This window comes from Flavobacterium limnophilum, assembly GCF_027111315.2.
GTDB lineage: Bacteria > Bacteroidota > Bacteroidia > Flavobacteriales > Flavobacteriaceae > Flavobacterium > Flavobacterium limnophilum.
The window spans coordinates 785,094-804,113 of record NZ_CP114289.2; the positions used below are offsets into that span (position 1 = coordinate 785,094).

Genomic DNA, 19,020 nt, shown 5'->3' on the forward strand with positions numbered 1-19,020 from the left:
TCCTTTTACTGGTTCTACAGGTATTCGTGAGAGATACAAAAAAATTAAACCATTAAGCTCATTAAGAAAATTAAGAATCATTGAGATTTACAGTTCTAAACTTTCTTTTTTTAAAAACAAAATCCTCGAAAACTAGTGCTTTCGAGGATTTTTTTGTTTATTCATCAAGATTATTTTACCTTATTCTGATTCGAATTGGGTTTCAATTCATCCGGGCTGTCTTTGGTATAAGTCTTAAATTGTTCTTTTGACGGACTCATAAAAATATCCTGAATTACCTCCAAACTCAAACTGTTTTTTGGATTAAATGCATCCGAATCCATATATTTTTGAAGCGACAAAAACAATTGTTTCGCCGCAGGTTTGTTCTCTAAATCGGGACTTAAATTAGCACTGCTTACGATAATTTTTCCTTTCCCTACTTGTGCTTCAAAAACTAAAGCCAATCTGCGATTCATAAACCAAGTATCGATTGGTTGAACCAATGGGCGGAAATCAGCCGGGAAATCTTCCAAATTCATTACTTGCGAGCGGTTTTGAATGTCCCACCATTGCAAATCAGAGTGAAAACTGGTCGGAAAATCTCCAAAAGCCGGACTTTTATCCTGAATCAACATTCCCGTAACGTGCGGCGGACGCATTTTAAACCAAGATGTATTCCAAAAAACAGGCAGAAAATGCATTTCGACTTCTTTGCCTTTGACAATTTTTCCCGAGGCATTCAAGAATACTTTTCCTCCATTGTTCAACACTTCTTTGGCTTTTTCGTCCAACACTGTCGTGTAATAAATAGAAGGAGAAACGTCTACTTTTTTGTCTGGATATACCCAAAAATCCCAATCGTTGGCAAAGTCGGTGCCATTGATTTTTACTTCCAGTTTTAATTTCGAACCTTCCTTGATTTCAGTCAATGGAAAACTTAAGTTTCCTACTAAGATTCCATTTCCATTTTCGAAAGTTTTGGCATCGAAACTTCCCGAAGAAAGTGTATTTCCCCTTTCGTTTTGAATTGTCCAACTGATAACAGCATTATTCAAAGGCGTTTTTCCGGAATGGAAAAGCGCTATTTCTGCCTTGAAAGTTTCAGTGTTGGTATAAACAAACTTTGAAATCTTTGCCAAAGGAACGGTGGAATTACAAAAACGAGAATATTCTTTGGCTGTCACATATCCTTTTTCTTGAAAAAAAGCATCCAGAACGCCCACTAAAGCCGTTCCTTGACCCGGAAAATCTTGCAATCCCAAGGCTTGAAAACCAGCATAACCCGGTGTTCTCAACATTTTTTCCATTTCGTTTTTATAACACAAAACTTGTAGTTTTCCAGAAGCATTCAAGAAATCTTTGCTTTGATTTGCCATATGGTGATCTTCCAAATCTTGGCGAAACATCTCGAAGTTTTTGGCTCTGTAAACGCCTGTGTATTTTTGGATTTCGTCGAAATTTGGAAATACACAATATTGACCTATTTCGTGAGCCACAAAAGGAACTTTGAACGGTGCAATTCCAGCACTAAAATCCGATTCAGTTTCTGGCATTTTTTCCCATTTCAAACCTCTAACTCCTCCACGCGACTGGTATTCAGCATTCGGAACAATTGGCCAACTTCCACCAACCGACATTCCAGTGTAAACTCTTCGGTTGTCTTTTGCCTTCCAAAAATCAACAAATTCGTTGAGGTATTTCACCTGATTTCCTGCTGGCTCATTTCCTGCAGACAACATGGTAAAGGAAGCATAATTGCCGTACTCCTTTGCCATTCTCGTGGTTTCGTCATATAAAAACTTGTCCACTGGCTGACCCAATCCTATTTTCGGACCGTGATTGGGCCAACTTGGGCCTTCGGGTTGCATATAAAGTCCTACTTTATCGGCTGCAATAAAAGCTGCTTCGGGTGGACACCAAGAATGAAAACGAACGTGGTTTAAACCATAAGACTTTATTTTCTTGAAAATAATTTCCCAAGCTTCAACTGTAGTTGCTGGATAACCCGTTAACGGAAATTCGCAATTGTGAACCGTTCCTCTAAGAAAAACAGGATTACCATTGATTAAAAATCGGTTGCCTTCAATTTTGAATTCACGCATTCCAAAGGAAACAGTTTTGCTATTTTTTAGTTCTTTGGAAGCTAGTTTTACTTCCAAGTTATACAAAGCAGGATCAAATTCGTCCCAAGTCAACATTCCTTTTCCAAAAGGCAGTTCGAGTTCTAATGTGTTTTCTCCCAACTTAGTCACCGCAATCTTGCTAGTAATGGCTTTGGTTTGGTCAGATGTCGCTGAGTTGAAACTTTTAGCCGTTATAGCAATTGTACCATTAAAATTATTTTGGGTGCTATTACTCACCGTGATTTTTACTCGGGCTTTTCGGTTTTTCAAGTCAGGAAAAATTTGAACATCATTTATATATACTGGCGAACCAGATTCCAAATCAATTTTTCCGATGATGCCATTCCAGTTTCCTTGTGTGTGATCAGTTACGCTATGTGAATCGGGACCCACATTTATTTTTTTGATACTATTGTCAATTCGGATGGAAATTCGCTGTTTTCCCGGAACGAGATAGCCACTCAAATCATAAACGTGAGGTGCTACCAGCGAGTTTTGCAAACCCACTTCCTTGTCGTTTACCCAAACTCGGGTTTCGATATGGGCTCTTTCCAAACGGAGCAAAATGCGTTGGCCTTTCCAATTTGCAGGAATGTTTACTTCTTTTTGATACCAAGCCGCACCAACATAATGTTTGGCTGGAGTCAACCAAAACGGAATGTGAATGTTTCCGGGTTGACGGTATTTTTCAAATCTTGGAATAAAATAAAAAGAACTGTCATAAATTGAACCTGTCCATTTTGTTTTCAAGGTAATTTCGTCTCCTTTCAAGAATTCCGCCATCGAGCCGGGCAAATGGATTTCGTCCGAAAGATTCTTGTTGTACCATTTTTCATTGACCCCTTCATCATTTCGATCCATTTGGAAATGCCAACTGCCTTCCAAGTTGATTATTTCATCCTTGAAACTGCTAAAGAGGAACATTGCCACAAAAAGTAAGATGGCATAGCTGTATTTTTTCATTGTGTTGTGTTTTATATTAATTGTATTTGTTATTTTGATCCGTAGTTGTCCGATAAAAAAAAATTCAAAGCTCATTTTTCAATGCTTAATTGAACTTAGCGAGGTTTTCTTTCGTTTTAGTTTGTTTTTTACTACTGTCTTGAGAATTTAATAAATAGAATTTGTTTGCAAAATTCATTTACAAACAATAAAAAATATTTCGTCCCTACAGGACTTTCTTACTCAAATACAATTCTATTCTACCCATATATAGTCCCTAACGGGACTGTCCCGTTAGGGACTATATATGGGTAGAAACAAAAAAGCAACACCAATCAAAATGTCCCGTAGGGACTATATTTTATCATTTTTTTTAATGGTTTTAAGAGAAAAACAACCTTATTTTTTAATTGAAAACAAGGACGATTTAATAAAGAAACGATAGGATTTAACATTTCCATTCGTGCTTTTATCGGTTCGTGGTAAATATTTAAAACCTTTAATTTTAACGTTCTCATCCATATTCACCACAACTTGGTGCGGATGCGGTGTTTTTGATACCGTCCAAGCGGTAGACCAAAAAGTGGACTCCTGTTGGTCGAATATTTTTTCGGCAGAATAGTTTCCTACCGAAACCTCTTCGCTATCGGCATAAATTATTTTCCATTTGGAACGAGGAATCGACACACCATCGACACCAATTAGTTCAAATTCGGCAATACTGCTGCTGTTGTCTTTTGGATTTTGGGAATTTAACGCCTCAAAACAGAAATATTGGCCTTCGAATTCTTTTTTGAAAGTTACTTCTTTCCAACCCTGACCACTGCTTAACTCTCCTTCATTAGCAGGAATTTCAGCAGATAAATCCAGTGTTTCTCCTTTTTTGCGGTGCAAAAGCGATTCGTCTATCACGATCTTGTCCAAAACTGGAGTTATGACACCAGAAATTTGGGTTGAAGTTGGAGTTTCTAAATCGAGGATAATAATCTCGTTTTTTCCTTTTTTTAACCAACATCCCGGCATAAACAAGGTTTGTTGAGGGCCAATTTTCCAATAACGGCCTAAATTATATCCGTTTACCCAAACCATTCCTTTGCCCCAAGTACTCATGTCTATATAAGTGTCGCCAGTAGCTTTCAAATCAAAAGTGGCTTTGTACCAAGCTGGGCCGTTGGCTTTTTGTGATTTGAATTTCAAATTTTTCTGGAAATCGTAGTCCACCGGAAAATTGAAAACTTCCCAATTGGTTAAATTTGTTGCATTAGAACCTACCAATATTTCCACTTTCTCGGTAATTCCTTTTCGGTCGATGATAGTTTTGCCGTAATTGACGCGTCCCATCGCTTCTACCAAAATATCAAGGACATCGCCTTTTTTTACAGGAGGAATTTCGAGGGTGTTTTCGTCTTTGCGACGATCCAGATTTCCTATGAGTTTTCCATTGACATAAATGTTTGCCCAATCACGCAACTCGGTAATTTTTAGTTTAAAAGGCGTTTTGCATTCCGGCAATTGGGTGCGATATAAAATGCGTCCCCAGCCTTGGTCAAAGGCTTCCATCGATTGTATGGCTTCCGTTTTATTGGCTTTCGGGAGATTTTCGAATAGCGATGCCGATTCTTTAAAAGTAATTTGTGGAATCGAAATTGCCGGATAATTTGCCGGTGGTTCTGGAATTGTTTCTCCCGGATTGAGATAATTTTTCATCAAATCGCGAACAGCATAGAATTTGTCCGTAGGTAATCCTGCCTCATTTATTGGAGCGTTATAATCATATGATGCTACCATAGAACCAAACGGTGGCGCATTGGCTCCGCCCCATTGTCCGAAGGAAGTACCGCCGTGAGCCATATACAAACTAAACGAAATTTTGCGATCCAACATGTCTTTTAAACTGCCGATAAAACTGCTAATCGATCTAGTTTCGTGGGCACGTCCCCAGTAATCGAACCAACCCGTCCAATATTCGCTGCACATTAGCGGAGCTTTTGGATAGATTTCTTTGTACTTTTCAAACTGTTTGTCGATATTCGAACCCGCTCCAAAATTTAAAGCGGTATAAACGCCATCCAAATCATATTTGAAAAAGTTGGAACTCCAGTCGCAACGGAATAATTGCACTTTGTCAAATCCTGATGAACGAATGGCATCGCGAACTTGTCCCATATAAACAGTATCTGTACCCCAAACGCCATATTCATTTTCGACCTGAACCATAATGATGTTTCCGCCATTTTGAATTTGGTACGGAGCCAATTCTTTGCCCACCTTTTTTAAATAGTTGATGGAACGCTCCATAAAATAGGAGTCGTCTTTGGTTCGCACTTGGATGTCATTTTTTTTCAACAACCACCAAGGCAAACCGCCCATATCCCATTCGGCACAAGCATAAGGCCCGGGACGAACGATGCAATACATTCCGTTTTTCTGGATGAGTCGCACAAATTCGGCCACGTCTTTTTGTCCCGTGAAATCAAATTTGTCGGGTTGTTGTTCGTGAAAATTCCAAAAAAGATAAATACAAATGGTATTCATCCCCATCGCTTTACACATTTGGATGCGTTGTTCCCAGTATTCACGAGGAATTCTCGGAAAATGGATTTCGCCGGCACGAACCAAAAATGGTTTTCCGTTCAAAAGGAAGGTGTTGTCTGCGGCAACAAATGTTCCTGCTTGCTTCGAAACTTGTGCGTTTACCGTCAATGCCATAAAAATGGCAAAGACAAGTAGTAGTTTGGATGTTTTCAATAATTTCATTTTTTATTCAATACTATGGTTGCTTTATATTCAACCGAAATGGAAGGTTTTTTAATTTCCAGAAAACTTTTTTTGTCGCCAAAATCGGGGAGTACTTCTTTTTCCAGATAATTCAAATAAGGGGCATCTTTGGCCATTGGCATAAAATAAAAATACATGTCGTTTGTCTTCAAGGCTTCCTGAAACTTTTTGAGTCCGATTGTCCAAGGCTTGCTGGTATAAAGGTCGTCCGTTTGCAATTCTCCGTTCATCATACAAATGCCACGATCACCACGATAATCGAAGGTTATGAATACATCATTCGCTTTCGACAAATCGAGGCTGCCGGCTTTAAGCACAAAATGGCTGGCGTCGGCCTGAATCAATTGGATTCCTGTTTCAATTTTTGGCAGATTCAGGTTCCATTCACCGATGTTTTTCAGTTGCGATTTAGCCTTGGTTATCGTGCCTTCAACTGAGGCAACATTGGCGGAAGCCGGATAAATGGCAAAATCGACATGCTCCTGATTTTTGCTGACCAGGGATATTTGTTCGCCATCGTCCAAAACCAACGCTTTACTGATGACCAATTTTTCATCACCGGCTTTGCCCACTAAATAAGCGTTTTCAGCATCACTATTTGGCAAGACTAAAAACGAAACTCCATTGACCTGAAATTCACTCCTTTTTCCAGTTGAAAAAGCGATTACCGTATTGCCGTTTCGCACGGAAGTTTTTATTCCATTTCCGGTTACTTTTGGCTTGCCTTTGAGCACCATTTCGGGAACAATTCCGTCAATCGAAACCATCACGTTGTACCGTTTGTTCTTGTTGGTAAAGCTACAAAATGGTTGGACGGTAGCCAAACGAATTTCGACCCCATCATAATTAATATTGAAAGGAAAAATCGCGGAACTGCCCGATTTCAGTGTAAAAGTTCCTGCCTCTGGAAAAGAAACCATTCCCGATTTAGTGGCAACATCAATTTTTAAGTCTTGTAAATCATTCATTACCAAATGGTCTTGAAAATTGTGCATAAACAAATAACCTTTGTTGCCATCACCTCTTACAGAATAACGCAATGTCTTGTTATTTGTGGCTTTGATGCTGTCGTTGGTTGTTGGCAAAATGGGATAGAGTGGAGCCAAATCGTTGCCATAGGATTTCAAGAAATAATTAATGAGTTTTAATGGGTAATAGCCACTACTTACATTTCCAAATTCGCCGATGGGAGCTTGGTAGTCATAGGATTTATTGTGGAGACCTGCACCTTCGGTAAAAAAATAGTTGCCGATGGAGGGTGTTGTGCCACCGTGATACATATAAAATCCCAGTCCATTAGTTCCGCTTCCGACCGTTCGAACCATCAAAGGCAAAAAGCTTTCGCCTTTTACTTTTGGTCTGCGTGAATAGGTGACCGCCATTCCCGTACCCAATTCGGCAGCCAAGGAAGGATAGAGATTTACGTCATAACTCACGGGTGAATAATCGGGTTTTTGTTGGATATCTTTAAACAAATAAAATGGGGAAGGCCTAATGCTGGACTCCCAAAAAGGATAAGCATATCCAGCCATTACCGGAATGGAACCTTTTTCGACAATAGTGGCAAAACCCCAACCCGTTGCCGTGTAAATGGGTGCAACAAGTCCCGCTTTAAGGGCAAATTTTTTGAGTGTTTTCATATGATCTTTGCCTACATCGGCAAACTCATTTCCTAGTGTATTGATACCCACACCATCTTGAATAATTTTTTTGTCTCGTCCTGCAACGGTGCGCTCTTTGGGAGCATCCTGATAGGTAAATCCCCAAGGCGCAGTCGAATGCTGGTATTCGTTTTCCAATTGCACTCCAATGATGGGGCCACCGTCTTTAAACATCAATCCTTTCAATTGTTGTCCAATTTCTTGATACAATCGGTTGGCGTAAAAGAGGTAATCTTTGTCGTTGCTTCGAACATCAATCGGGCGACCGTAAAGCCAATCGGGAAGGCCTCCATTACGGATTTCGCCGTGAGCGAAAGGGCCAACACGCATTAAAACTTCCAGTCCATTTTTGGCACAAAGTTCCGTGAAATGGCGAACATCTAAATCGCCAGTCCAATCGAATTTACCTTCTTTGAATTCGTGCATGTTCCAAAAAACATAAGTCGCCACGACGGTAATTCCTCCTGCTTTCATTTTTTTTAACTCCTCGTCCCAATATTGATGCGGATAACGGCTAAAATGGAATTCGCCAATAACGGGAATAAAAGGCTTGCCATTTCTTTCGATATAAAAACTGTTTACGCCAATGGTATCGCCTTTTATACTGCGTCCTCCCAAATCGAGATGACCTCGTTTCACATCGGTGCGAACTTTGGTAATGTCAATTTTATAATTATTTTGGGCGGATAATGAAAATGCGACAAACAGCAAAGTTGAAGTTAGTGCATTAAATTTTGTGATTTTCATTTTTATAAATTTAGTATTGTTGCTAAATGCACCTGAACTCCCTGATGGTTGACATCCATTGAGGCGGCTTCCAATAAATGGGTTTCGGCTTTGGCAAATTCGCCCAATCCGAAATACCCCAAACCAAGCATATAATGACAATGAATTTTATTTCGGAAAGTCAAATCATCTTCCCAAATCAATAAATCGGGCAATGATACAGCAAAGTAATCCAGTTTTATGGTGTCATCCAAATGTTTTTTGCCAAAAGCTACCAGTTTGTCGAATCGAATATTGGCTTCGTTTGGCAAGCCCAATTTGAGCAATGCCAATCCTTGGTAAAATATCTTGTCCGGTTTTTGGTCATTGTAAAAAATGGCTGCTGCGGGTTCCGTGTTTCCTTCTTTGGCCAACTCCCAGTGTTTTCGGGTTTCATCCATTTGCTCCAATCCTTCGTAAGCACAGCCCAACCAATAATGAAAATCATTTTCTTGCGCTCCCGAAAGTTTGCCTTCACCCAAATTGTGCGGATATTCCAGACATTCGTTCAATAATTTTATGGCGCTGCTAAATTCATTTTTGGCCAACAATTGTTTGGCCAATTCCACTCGTGCCAACTGGTATTGTGCCGGAACTTTGCCTTCGCCGCCTTCCCAAGGATGGAAAATACGGTTGTCGATTAATTCAATCGCTTTAAGATAATTGCCAAGTTGGTTGCACAAAGTGGCAAATTCCAAATAAACATCGTCCCGTTGTTCCACCAAATTGAAATGCTTTTCCAAAAATGCCAATCGTTCTGAATGGGGTTTGCAAAGACGTTTGTACAACTGGTCCAATTCCATCAAAATACGGGAATCATTGGTATCTAAAGAAAAGGCTTTTTCGAGATATTGAACCGCTTTTTCTTCCTGTTGCAATTTATTGAAATAGGCCAAAGACAAGTTTCTCAATACTGTCGGGAATGTATCGTCAATTGCTACCGACTTTTCCCAACAATTTATTGCATCGGAATATTGGCGCTTGTCGTACCATAAATTACCTAAATAATACGGTGCTTTTGAGTCTTTTGGATTTACTTTTTGTGCTGTTTCCAATGCCAATACCGCTTCCAAACGGTTTGGGAAACAATATTCCGGTGCGTGATTAGCTGCAGTTTCAAACACGGATTTAGCGTCTTTGTTGGCTAAACTCAACGCCCAACCCATATAATAATAAGTCATAGGAGTTGTGGGACAAACTTTGATTCCTTCTTCCAATAAAAGAACCGCTTCATCGTACAGACCAGCAGCAATATAATCCAATGCCACGACTTCGTAATTGTGGATTTCGCCACGCATCAAACTATTCATTTCATCCAAAACAGTAGCCGATTTTGAAATCAGATACTGTTCGAAACGGCATCCAAAATTGAATAAGTCGATTTTTAGTGACTCTTCTATCAGAGTCAAGGCTTCTTTTTCGTTTCCTAATTTTCGCAAAATAGCCGTTTTCAAAGCACGGGCTTTGTGGTTGTGCCAATTGCGTACTAGCGATTTATCAATTTCAAAAATTGCCTCTCTTAAGTTGTCCTTTTTGCAAGAAATTTGGGCACAACCAAAATATCCGGCATCTTGCATAGCGGCATTCCAACAGGATTTGTAAAAAGCATCATAGGCTTCCTCGTTTTTGTCTTGGTATTGTAGTGCCAGTCCCAGATTGTATCGTGGTTCGCCATCATAAGGATTTGGATTGCGTTGCAATTGGGTGTCAATTGCCGTTTGGAAATATTTTTCTGATTCGGCAAACTTGCCACGACGGAGCAACCAAAGTCCCATTGCATTGTTATTTCGAACATCTGAAGGGTCTCTTTTTAAGGCTTCCAAGTAATAATCGGTAGCAACATAAGTGGCGTGACGGTATTGTTCCAAATGCAAGCCCGTAAGATACAATTGCTCGCAAGTTGGGGTTTCCTCTGGAGAAAAAGCCGGTTTTGCTGCTTCTGGAGTTGGTTTAGATTCCGCTTTTTCAGATTTTATGCTTAATAATTCCCTTCCATTTTCGGAATAGACCACTAATTTTAAATCGATAAAAGCAACATCGCCTACTAAAACTTCACGTTCATAAACCTGCTCTGGACTTAAATCTAGAGTTTCATCCAAAAATCCTTCCAATACTATTCTTGCGTTTTTTTGCAATGAGGTGGCAAAAATCTTTATGATGGCTTTGTCTGCTTCTTTGTCAAGGTTCAAAAGCAAATCTTGCGAGGCATTTTTTACTACGCCCAATTCGCGATAAGGTAGAAAATATTGGGTGAATGTTTTTTCTTCATAAGGTTGCATCCAACTGAAATCAGGTTGATTGTCTGTAAAAACACCCGCCATCAATTCGATGTATGGCCCATCTTCATCGGTAAGATTTCTGTCCCAAGCTTTTCCAAAATCGCCATTGCCCCAAGTCCATTGTTTTTTTCCGGGCGAAATATGATGATTGGCCACGTGAAGCACACCTGCTTTTGTATCATTTTCGTAACCGCCCACGAAGTTAAAATCCGAGTTGATGGCCATATACGAAGTGGGAACGGGAATATTTTTATAGTTCGAAATATCGACACCAGCAGAGTAATCCACTTTATAATACGTTCCTGTAGCAATAGGAAAGGTAGATACATCTCTTTTTCCGTGGTCGAAAACGGCGTGTACATCTGGAGGAAAAACCGATTGATAATGCTCATTTACCGCCACGGCAGGATTCGCCCACCACAAAAAAGTTTGCGGAACCGGGGTTGGATTATACAGTTTTCCTTTAATTTCAAGATAGGCTTTTCCTGGATGCAAAGTAAATCCCGCCATTCCTTTTTGGTGGAACATTTTTTCGTTTTCGCTTACCCAAACGGTAATGCTGCCATCTTCATTATTTTCGATGGTATGATCTACCGGTAAAAAAGTGCTTGGGCGATGGTGCTGCGGCCAATTGAACTCTATTCCACCCGAAATCCAAGGGCCAGTAAGTCCAACCAATGCCGGTTTAATTACCTGATTGTAATAAATAAAATGGCGTTGCTTGATTTTGTCGTAAGCCATTTGTACACGTCCGCCCAATTCGGGCAAAATCATCACCTTGATGTATTCATTTTCAAGATAGACTGCTTTGTATGTTTTGTCCTGTTTCTCGTCTTCAATTTTTTCTACCACTGGATAAGGATAAACGGCTCCGCTACTGCCTTGATACACTCTTTTTTCAAGAAAGATTGGGTTTTTTTCGGCTTTGCCAATTTCGTATGTGGGAATGATTACTTCCTCTTGCCAAGCTTTAACACTCATTTTTATATTTTTTTACAATTATGAACTTTATTTTTGCCACAGATTTAAAGGATTACCACGGATTTTAAAAAAAAAATCAATCTGTGAAAATCTGTGTAATTTGTGGCTTTTATTTCTTAGATAGTGATTATTTCACCAATTCACTTTCAATTTCTTCCAATGTTTTTCCTTTGGTTTCAGGCAATTTTCTCAAGACAAAGAAGAATCCGAGAATGCAAATTCCGGCATACACCCAGAAAGTTCCCGCAGCTCCAAACGATTTGTTGAGTAATGGAAAGGTGTAGGTAAGGATGAAACAGGCAATCCACAAGGCAAAAGTGGACAAAGCCATAGCTGCACCTCGCACTCGGTTAGGGAAAATTTCAGAGAGAATGACCCAGGTTATCGGTGCCAACGACATAGCATAAATAGCAATCGCCACAACCACCAACGAAAGAACGGCAACCCCTTTCAACTGAAAATAAAAGGCGCTACCCAAAAGCAAATAGGTAATGGCCAATCCAGATGCCCCGAAAACCATCAATTTTTTTCGTCCCCATTTATCTACCGTAAACATGGCGACAAGTGTAAATACGAGGTTTACCGTTCCGGTAATCACGATGTTGAACAAGGTATCGCTTACGCCATAACCAGCAGCAGTAAAAATCTCTTCGGCATAATTGAAAACGGTATTGATACCGCACCATTGTTGGAAAACAGCTATGACTATTCCAATAAGCAGCACGTTGCGGAATTTAGGATTAAGAAGAGTCTTGAAGTCCATTTTTTCGGTAACATCGTTCAAAGTTGCCTGGATGTTGGCCATTTCTTCACGAGCATATTTTTCGCCCCCAATTTTATTCAATGTTGGGAAGGCTTTCTCTTGTTTTCCTGCTTTCATTAACCAACGGGGACTTTCAGGAAGCGTAAAGGCCAATAATAAAAATACTACTGAAGGCACTGCACAGGCAAAAAACATCCAGCGCCAACCCATTTGTCCATTCCACGAAGCACGAATAAATTTGTCAGAGACTCCGGCGGGAACTTTTTCGGCTATGAGCAAGTTGACAATTTGTGCCGCAAGAATACCAATAACAAGGGTCATTTGGTTGAGCGAAACGAAGCGCCCACGCAAATGTGATGGAGCTACTTCGGCAATATACATAGGCGAAAGTGCCGATGCAAGGCCAATTCCCACACCACCAACGATTCTGAAAACAACGAATACCATATAAGTCGAAGCCAATCCCGTGCCCAAAGAAGCCACGGTAAACAAGAAAGCCGAAAGCAATAAAGGCCATTTTCGCCCAAATTTATCACTGATTACGCCCGATACAACCGCACCCAAAATGCAACCAATCAAGGCAGAGCTCATCGCCCAAGCTTGCAGATTAGCCGATGTGGTAATATCGAAAAAACGTTCGTAAAAAGGTTTTGCACCACCGATTACCACCCAGTCATAACCGAATAGCAATCCGCCCATGGCAGAAACCATGGAGATAGCAAATAAATAGAAATTGTTGAAGGATTGGTTTTGGTTTGTCATAAAAATAGCATTGAGTTTTGTTGTAATGAATCAAACAAAAATACATGTAGCAATTCACAAATAAATAGATTATATATTGAAATAAATGGATTATCTTACGACCTTAATTCTATTTCCGTAATATTTGCCTATTTATAATGAATAATACAACGACACCCAAAATCAAGGCCGGTTTTCTTGGACAAACGATGGTTGTTTTGGATCCCGACAAGAAAAGAAAGTTGGTTTCCAATCTTTTTTTTCGCAACCTTTTCCCTGATGCCATTGGTTATTTTCCAAATGCAAAACACCACAACAGGTCGAGAAAGAACGGCATCAACGAGTACATACTTTTGTACTGTTTGGCAGGAGAAGGCTGGATTAAAATCAACGGGAAAACGATACCGCTGACTCCCAATACGGGTTTTATTATCCCTGAAAATACGGGTCACAAATATGGAAGCTCCTTAAAAGAGGCTTGGAGTATTTATTGGATTCATTTTGCAGGAGATTATGCCTCAACTTTTTACAAACGTTTTTCGGCCTCCAATGATGGAGCCGTCAAGATAGCATTTGACGAAAGTCGAATTAATTTGTTGAACGAATTAATCCTGCTTTTGGAAAGTGATTTTACCGATGAAAAAGTAGAACTGACCCATTTTAAGTTAATTGCATTTTTAAGCTCTTTGTGTTATTCCAATACCTTGAACAGCAATGTCGATGATAAAATAAGCCATTCCATGGCATTCATGAAAGCCCATTTGAGCGAAATTTTGACCATTGAACTATTGGCAAACCAAGCTTGCTATTCCATCTCCAGGTATTCGGAACTTTTCAAACAAAAAACAGGATATTCCCCAATTCAATTTTTTATCCGATTAAAAATACAAAAATCTTGTGAGTACCTTTACTTTACTAATCTCAACATCAAAGAAATATGTAAAGAAGTAGGTTTTGATGATCCTTATTATTTTTCGCGGATGTTTAAAAAGCAAATCGGTGTTTCTCCTAGCGAATATCGTAAGAAGAAAAAAGATTAAGTTCATTTTGATTTAGGTTTTCCAAAGTATGGGTGTGTTATTTATCATGGTTTCTCACCAATGACACATCATCCACTTGGCAAGATGCTTTGGCAGCTCCATCTGCCAGAAAACCAATTTCGACTTTTCCCGCTTTGACAATTATATTGGTGATGTGAATGGTTTGCCAGGCCGAATTTTCCTCCTTGATGCCGTATTTGAATTGGTTTCCATCGCTTGTGGCATACATTTCTAGATTGGCAAAACCATTGCTGTTCTTTACTTTGGCTGACAAGGTGTAGATTCCGTCTTCCAGTTTAACATAAGGTGAAGAAGAAATCGTTTGGGATATTTTTCGCTTGAAATTTACTTTGTCACTGATGTTCAGGCTTTTTTCACCGATTACAATCTTCCGGTCGTCTTCGGTATTGAAATAGTTTAGGACGGGAGAAGTAGCTTTGTCAAGTGAAATTTTGTTTCCTTGGATAATTTCTGTCGTCCAACCCGTTAATGGCAATTGCACCGGTTTTACTGGACTTGGAATATACCTTCGATCTGCTTCAAAACTGCCGTTTTTCACAAAATCATTGTCTTTGGCTACTTCCCATAAACCAGTTTGGGCGTCTAAATTCCATGAACCGAGCGAATTAAAATAAGGGGTTTTTCCATCAAATGAAATCGGAAACCATTGGTTGTAACCCAATCCATTGCCCGCTAAATTGGCCCAACGGTCGCCACAATACACCACGGTTTCCTGTTGGCTGCCTTTGACATTGACAAAAAATCCTGTTTGCGTGACATGGGCAAAATCATCGGAAACACCATTCATGACCAACATTTTATTGCTGGGAAGGTAAGGTCCCCTGATGTCATCGGCTACCAAATAATAGGCAAATGAGGCATCCCAACCGTAAATATTGGAAGCAAACATGTAATACTTGTTGTTGTACTTGAACATGCAATTGCCTTCGCGGCTTTCTCCCTTGAAAATTTGCGTGCAGTCCAACAGATTCACTTTTCCTTCCTTGACCCCAATTTCGGAAACATAAATTTTGTTTCGTCCTTTTCCATACGAATAAATAAGATAGGATTTTCCGGTATCTTCATCGGTAAATACGGTTTGGTCTCCGGTATTGGTCGTTCCAATCATGGGCTCCATGTTTATTTTTTGATGCCATGTAAATTGACCCGTTGGCGAATCGGAAACGGTAATCAATACCTTGTTGCCGTGTTGGACAAACATCGCATATTGATTCAATTCCTTGATAAAAGCAACCCCCAATCGACCCACCCAGGTTTTTCCGGATTTATCCGTTTCGGCTTTGGTCAAAACATCCCCTTCAAACGTCCAGTTGACCAAATCAGTGGAAGTATAGCAGGTTACAGATTCGAATGTAGCGTTCGGTTGCGTAACAGACGGATTGTTTCTATAACTGTCGGCTTCCTCGTAATGAACACCATACCAGTAATATTTTTGTATGCCAGTGACTGGATCGGCGAATTTAAAAATCCCTCCGCCTTGACTGTTGATGGGTTGGCCGTCTTTGGTGTTCCAGAACACGTCATTTTTGATATTGGCCGGCTGTCCATAGCCAGAGGAATTAATTCCCAGGATACAAACCAACATCAGTAGGACAGCATTATATTTCATTATTTTCATTTTACTTTTCTTCTCTTACCAAGTAAAAATAGATGATAACCCTACAATTGCTATCCTGTAGCATCCTGTTTATTTTAGGAACAGGACAGATAGCACAGGATACCAAAAAAAACAGAATAATGTAAATTTGTTTTTACCGTAAAATTGTAAATATTAAGTGGGAATATCCAAAATGATTTTATTGAGATAAAGTAATGACATAAAACTAGATAATTCAAGACCCAGATTGCTTAAAACATAAATTACGAGTATTAAATTAAATAAAAAAAAACTAATGAAGACAATTTTTAGATTGCTGATTTGCCTTGTCGGATTTTCGCAAGTTGCATTTTCGCAGGACTACAGCAACGACACTTTTCCAGACGGAACAGCGATTTCGAACTGGTTCAAGGATTACGCCAAAATTGAATTAAAAAATTTGGGCAAGCAATACAAGATTACCGATTATGGCGTGAAAAACGACAGCACGAAAGTGCAAACCGCAGCGATACAAAAGGTTATCGACAAAGCATCCAAAAAAGGAGGAGGCGTAATCGTAATTCCCAAAGGCGTTTTCTTGAGCGGAGCCTTGTTTTTTAAACCCAAAACCAGTTTACATATTTCCGAAGGAGCTGTTTTGAAAGGTTCGGACACCATTTCGGATTATCCAATTAGGGCTTCGCGAATGGAAGGCCAGAATCTGGATTATTTTCCGGCTTTGGTCAATGCTTATGGCGTGGACGGTTTCTCGATTTCCGGAAAAGGAACCATCAACGGAAATGGCAAGAAGTATTGGGAAGCCTTTTGGGCAAGACGCAAGATAAATCCAAAATGCACCAACCTCGAAGTGTCAAGACCCAGATTGGTGTTTATCTGGAATTCCAATAACGTGCAACTTCAAGACGTGAAATTGATTAATTCCGGTTTTTGGACGAATCATTTTTACAAATGCAATAATGTAAAACTGCTGGATTTGTATATTTCTTCCCCACATTTAGGCGTGAAAGCACCAAGTTCCGATGCCATTGACATCGATATTTGTACCAATTTTTTGGTAAAAGGATGCTTCATGTCCGTCAATGACGATGCCATTGCATTGAAAGGAGGAAAAGGCCCTTATGCCGACCAAGATAAAAATAATGGGCCAAACACCAACATCATCATTGAAGATTGCCATTTTGGATTCTGTCATTCGGCATTGACCAACGGAAGCGAATCCATTCACAACCGAAACGTGATCATGCGCAATTGCCAAGTTGATGGAGTGACAAGATTGTTGCATCTAAAAATGAGACCCGATACGCCACAGCTATACGAATACATCAGGGTGGAAAATATTATAGGAGAAGCCAAAACCTGTCTGGTGGTTTTGGGATGGAAACAATTTTTCGATTTGAAAGGGCGTCCTGATATTCCTTTGTCCTACGGAGATAATGTTACGTTGAAAAATATTAACCTGAAATGCGACAATTTCTTCGGCGTGGAGAACGATCCAAACGTTCGATTGTCCAATTTCACCTTTGAAAATTTAAATATCGAAGCCACGAAAACCGCTATCGACAGAAGCATCATAAAAGGATTGACGTTCAAAAATGTTTATATCAACAAGCAATTAATCGAATAAATATAAAATTCAAAATGTATCATAAATGAGTAAATATTTTAGTTCAAAAATACAGTTCTCCATCGCGTTGTTGTTTTGTTTCATGGTTTCCTATGGTCAAAAAAGCCAAAAGAAATCAACGGACAAACCCAATATTATCTTGATTATTGCCGATGATGCCGGATGGAATGACGTGGGGTATAATGGTTCGGAAATACAAACGCCCAATATTGATCGTTTGGCCAAAAATGGAGTAGTGCTGAACCGCTTTTATGCCAGTCCAACCTGTTCTCCTTCAAGAGCCAGTCTATTGACCGGAAGACCTTCCAGTCGAATGGGGATTGTCGCGCCAATAAGTGACAAGAGCAAATTGAAATTACCGGACTCGATTCCAACTTTGCCTAAATTGTTGCATCAAAACAACTACCAAACGGCGCTTTTCGGAAAATGGCATTTGGGATTGCAACCCAGCAGCGGCCCGAAAGCCTATGGATTTGATTATTCCTACGGATTTTTGCACGGTCAAATCGATCAATATACCCATAAATATAAAAATGGAGACGAGAGCTGGTACAGAAATGGCGAGTTTATCGTTGAGAAAGGACACGCGACTGACCTAATCACCGAAGAAGCCATAAAGTGGATTTCGGAAAAGAGAGATATAAAGAAAAATTTCTTTATACAACTTGCTTATAGTGCGCCGCATTTCCCTTTGCAGGAAGAGCAAAAATGGAAAGACCCTTACATGCATTCCATAAAGAACAGTTCTAGGAGAGATTTTGCCGCCGCGATGAGCCACATGGACAACAGCATTGGCTTATTGTTGGGCAAATTGAAACAAGAGAAATTAGACAAAAACACCCTGATTATTTTTATGAGCGACAATGGCGCCATGGAGAATTGGGATTCCAAAAAGCAGTACAATGGAGTTCATCCATCCAATGACAGGCTAGGAGACAACACGCCACTCAGGGATTGGAAAACTTCCAATTATGAAGGTGCGATTCGAGTGCCTTGTGCGTTTTATTGGAAAGGGCATCTTATAAACTATAAAAACGAAAGTTACATTTCGGTTATAGACATGCTGCCCAGCTTTTTGTTTTTGGCGGGTGACGAAAATCTTCCCCAAACTATTGAAGGAAAAAATGTATGGTCGGCCATTTCGGAAAACAAATCGATTCCCAACCAAGAAATTTACGTTAGAGGTCATTTGCAGGAAAGTTTAATACAAAAACCTTGGAAAATAATCAGGACTCGACACCTTGCCATTCCTGCCGATTATGAATTGTACAATATCGAAAAAGATCCAAGTGAAAAAAACAATGTCATTTTGCAAAATGAAGCTCTTGCCGAAAAAATGAAAATGGCTCTTGAAAACCAATTTCAAAAAGATGCCAAAGAAGTGAATTTGAATGGGATTAAATAAAATTATGTTTTTAGATCGATAAGGAACTATTTTTTTGTCAGATCGAGCGCAATGTCATTAAGTTAAGGATTTTTTTGTCATTTCGACCAACGGGAGAAATCACATAAGTTGCTCAGGTTATGTGATTTCTCCTGCGTCGAAATGACAAAGGCAGAAACTATTTTTTTTAACTTAATGACATTGCGCTCGAACTGACAATGGATTAACCGCTCCCCAATCCTTTCGGGAGAATCACTGCTGCTGGGCAGAAAAGAACTCTTTTGGGACTGGAAGCGCTGCTGCTGAGCAGAAAAGTACTCTTTTGGGACTGGATGAGGC

9 protein-coding genes are annotated in these 19,020 nt (G+C 39.7%); 3 read left to right on the top strand and 6 right to left on the bottom strand.

What is annotated here, in order from left to right; translation table 11 throughout:
• Positions 1 to 170 precede the first annotated feature (170 nt).
• The 5 genes from OZP13_RS03200 to OZP13_RS03220 form a co-directional block, all read right to left on the bottom strand.
• Entirely contained in the window at positions 171 to 3,068 is a 2,898-nt protein-coding gene (locus OZP13_RS03200; RefSeq protein ID WP_281298639.1) for an exo-beta-1,4-galactosidase, read from the bottom strand.
• A 378-nt stretch (positions 3,069 to 3,446) separates the two neighbouring features.
• Positions 3,447 to 5,804, bottom strand: a complete 2,358-nt coding sequence (locus OZP13_RS03205; protein WP_281298640.1) for a beta-galactosidase — start codon at positions 5,802 to 5,804, stop codon at positions 3,447 to 3,449.
• Complete coding sequence (locus tag OZP13_RS03210; RefSeq protein ID WP_281298641.1) at positions 5,801 to 8,233, bottom strand: beta-galactosidase; 2,433 nt, start codon at positions 8,231 to 8,233, stop codon at positions 5,801 to 5,803. Before OZP13_RS03210 ends, OZP13_RS03205 begins: the two co-directional genes overlap by 4 nt.
• A 2-nt stretch (positions 8,234 to 8,235) precedes the next feature.
• Positions 8,236 to 11,511: a DUF5107 domain-containing protein gene (locus tag OZP13_RS03215; protein ID WP_281298642.1), complete on the bottom strand. Its 3,276-nt coding sequence runs from the start codon at positions 11,509 to 11,511 to the stop codon at positions 8,236 to 8,238.
• Positions 11,512 to 11,638: 127 nt separating this feature from the next.
• Positions 11,639 to 13,036 (bottom strand): sugar porter family MFS transporter, encoded by a 1,398-nt coding sequence (locus OZP13_RS03220; RefSeq protein WP_281298643.1) that lies wholly within the window; start codon positions 13,034 to 13,036, stop codon positions 11,639 to 11,641.
• A 137-nt stretch (positions 13,037 to 13,173) separates the two neighbouring features.
• Between OZP13_RS03220 and OZP13_RS03225 the strand changes: the two genes are divergently transcribed.
• A complete protein-coding gene (locus OZP13_RS03225) occupies positions 13,174 to 14,055 on the top strand; it encodes an AraC family transcriptional regulator (protein ID WP_281298644.1) in 882 nt (293 codons plus the stop codon).
• Positions 14,056 to 14,092: 37 nt separating this feature from the next.
• On the opposite strand, the gene OZP13_RS03230 is transcribed toward OZP13_RS03225, so the two are convergent.
• On the bottom strand, positions 14,093 to 15,685 hold the full coding sequence (locus tag OZP13_RS03230) for a family 43 glycosylhydrolase (protein WP_281298645.1): 1,593 nt from the start codon (positions 15,683 to 15,685) through the stop codon (positions 14,093 to 14,095).
• 283 nt (positions 15,686 to 15,968) lie between these two features.
• Between OZP13_RS03230 and OZP13_RS03235 the strand changes: the two genes are divergently transcribed.
• Both OZP13_RS03235 and OZP13_RS03240 read left to right on the top strand, forming a co-directional pair.
• On the top strand, positions 15,969 to 17,297 hold the full coding sequence (locus tag OZP13_RS03235) for a rhamnogalacturonidase (RefSeq protein WP_281298646.1): 1,329 nt from the start codon (positions 15,969 to 15,971) through the stop codon (positions 17,295 to 17,297).
• A 25-nt stretch (positions 17,298 to 17,322) separates the two neighbouring features.
• Positions 17,323 to 18,702, top strand: coding sequence for a sulfatase-like hydrolase/transferase (locus OZP13_RS03240; protein ID WP_281298647.1), 1,380 nt, complete (start codon positions 17,323 to 17,325; stop codon positions 18,700 to 18,702).
• Positions 18,703 to 19,020 lie beyond the last annotated feature (318 nt).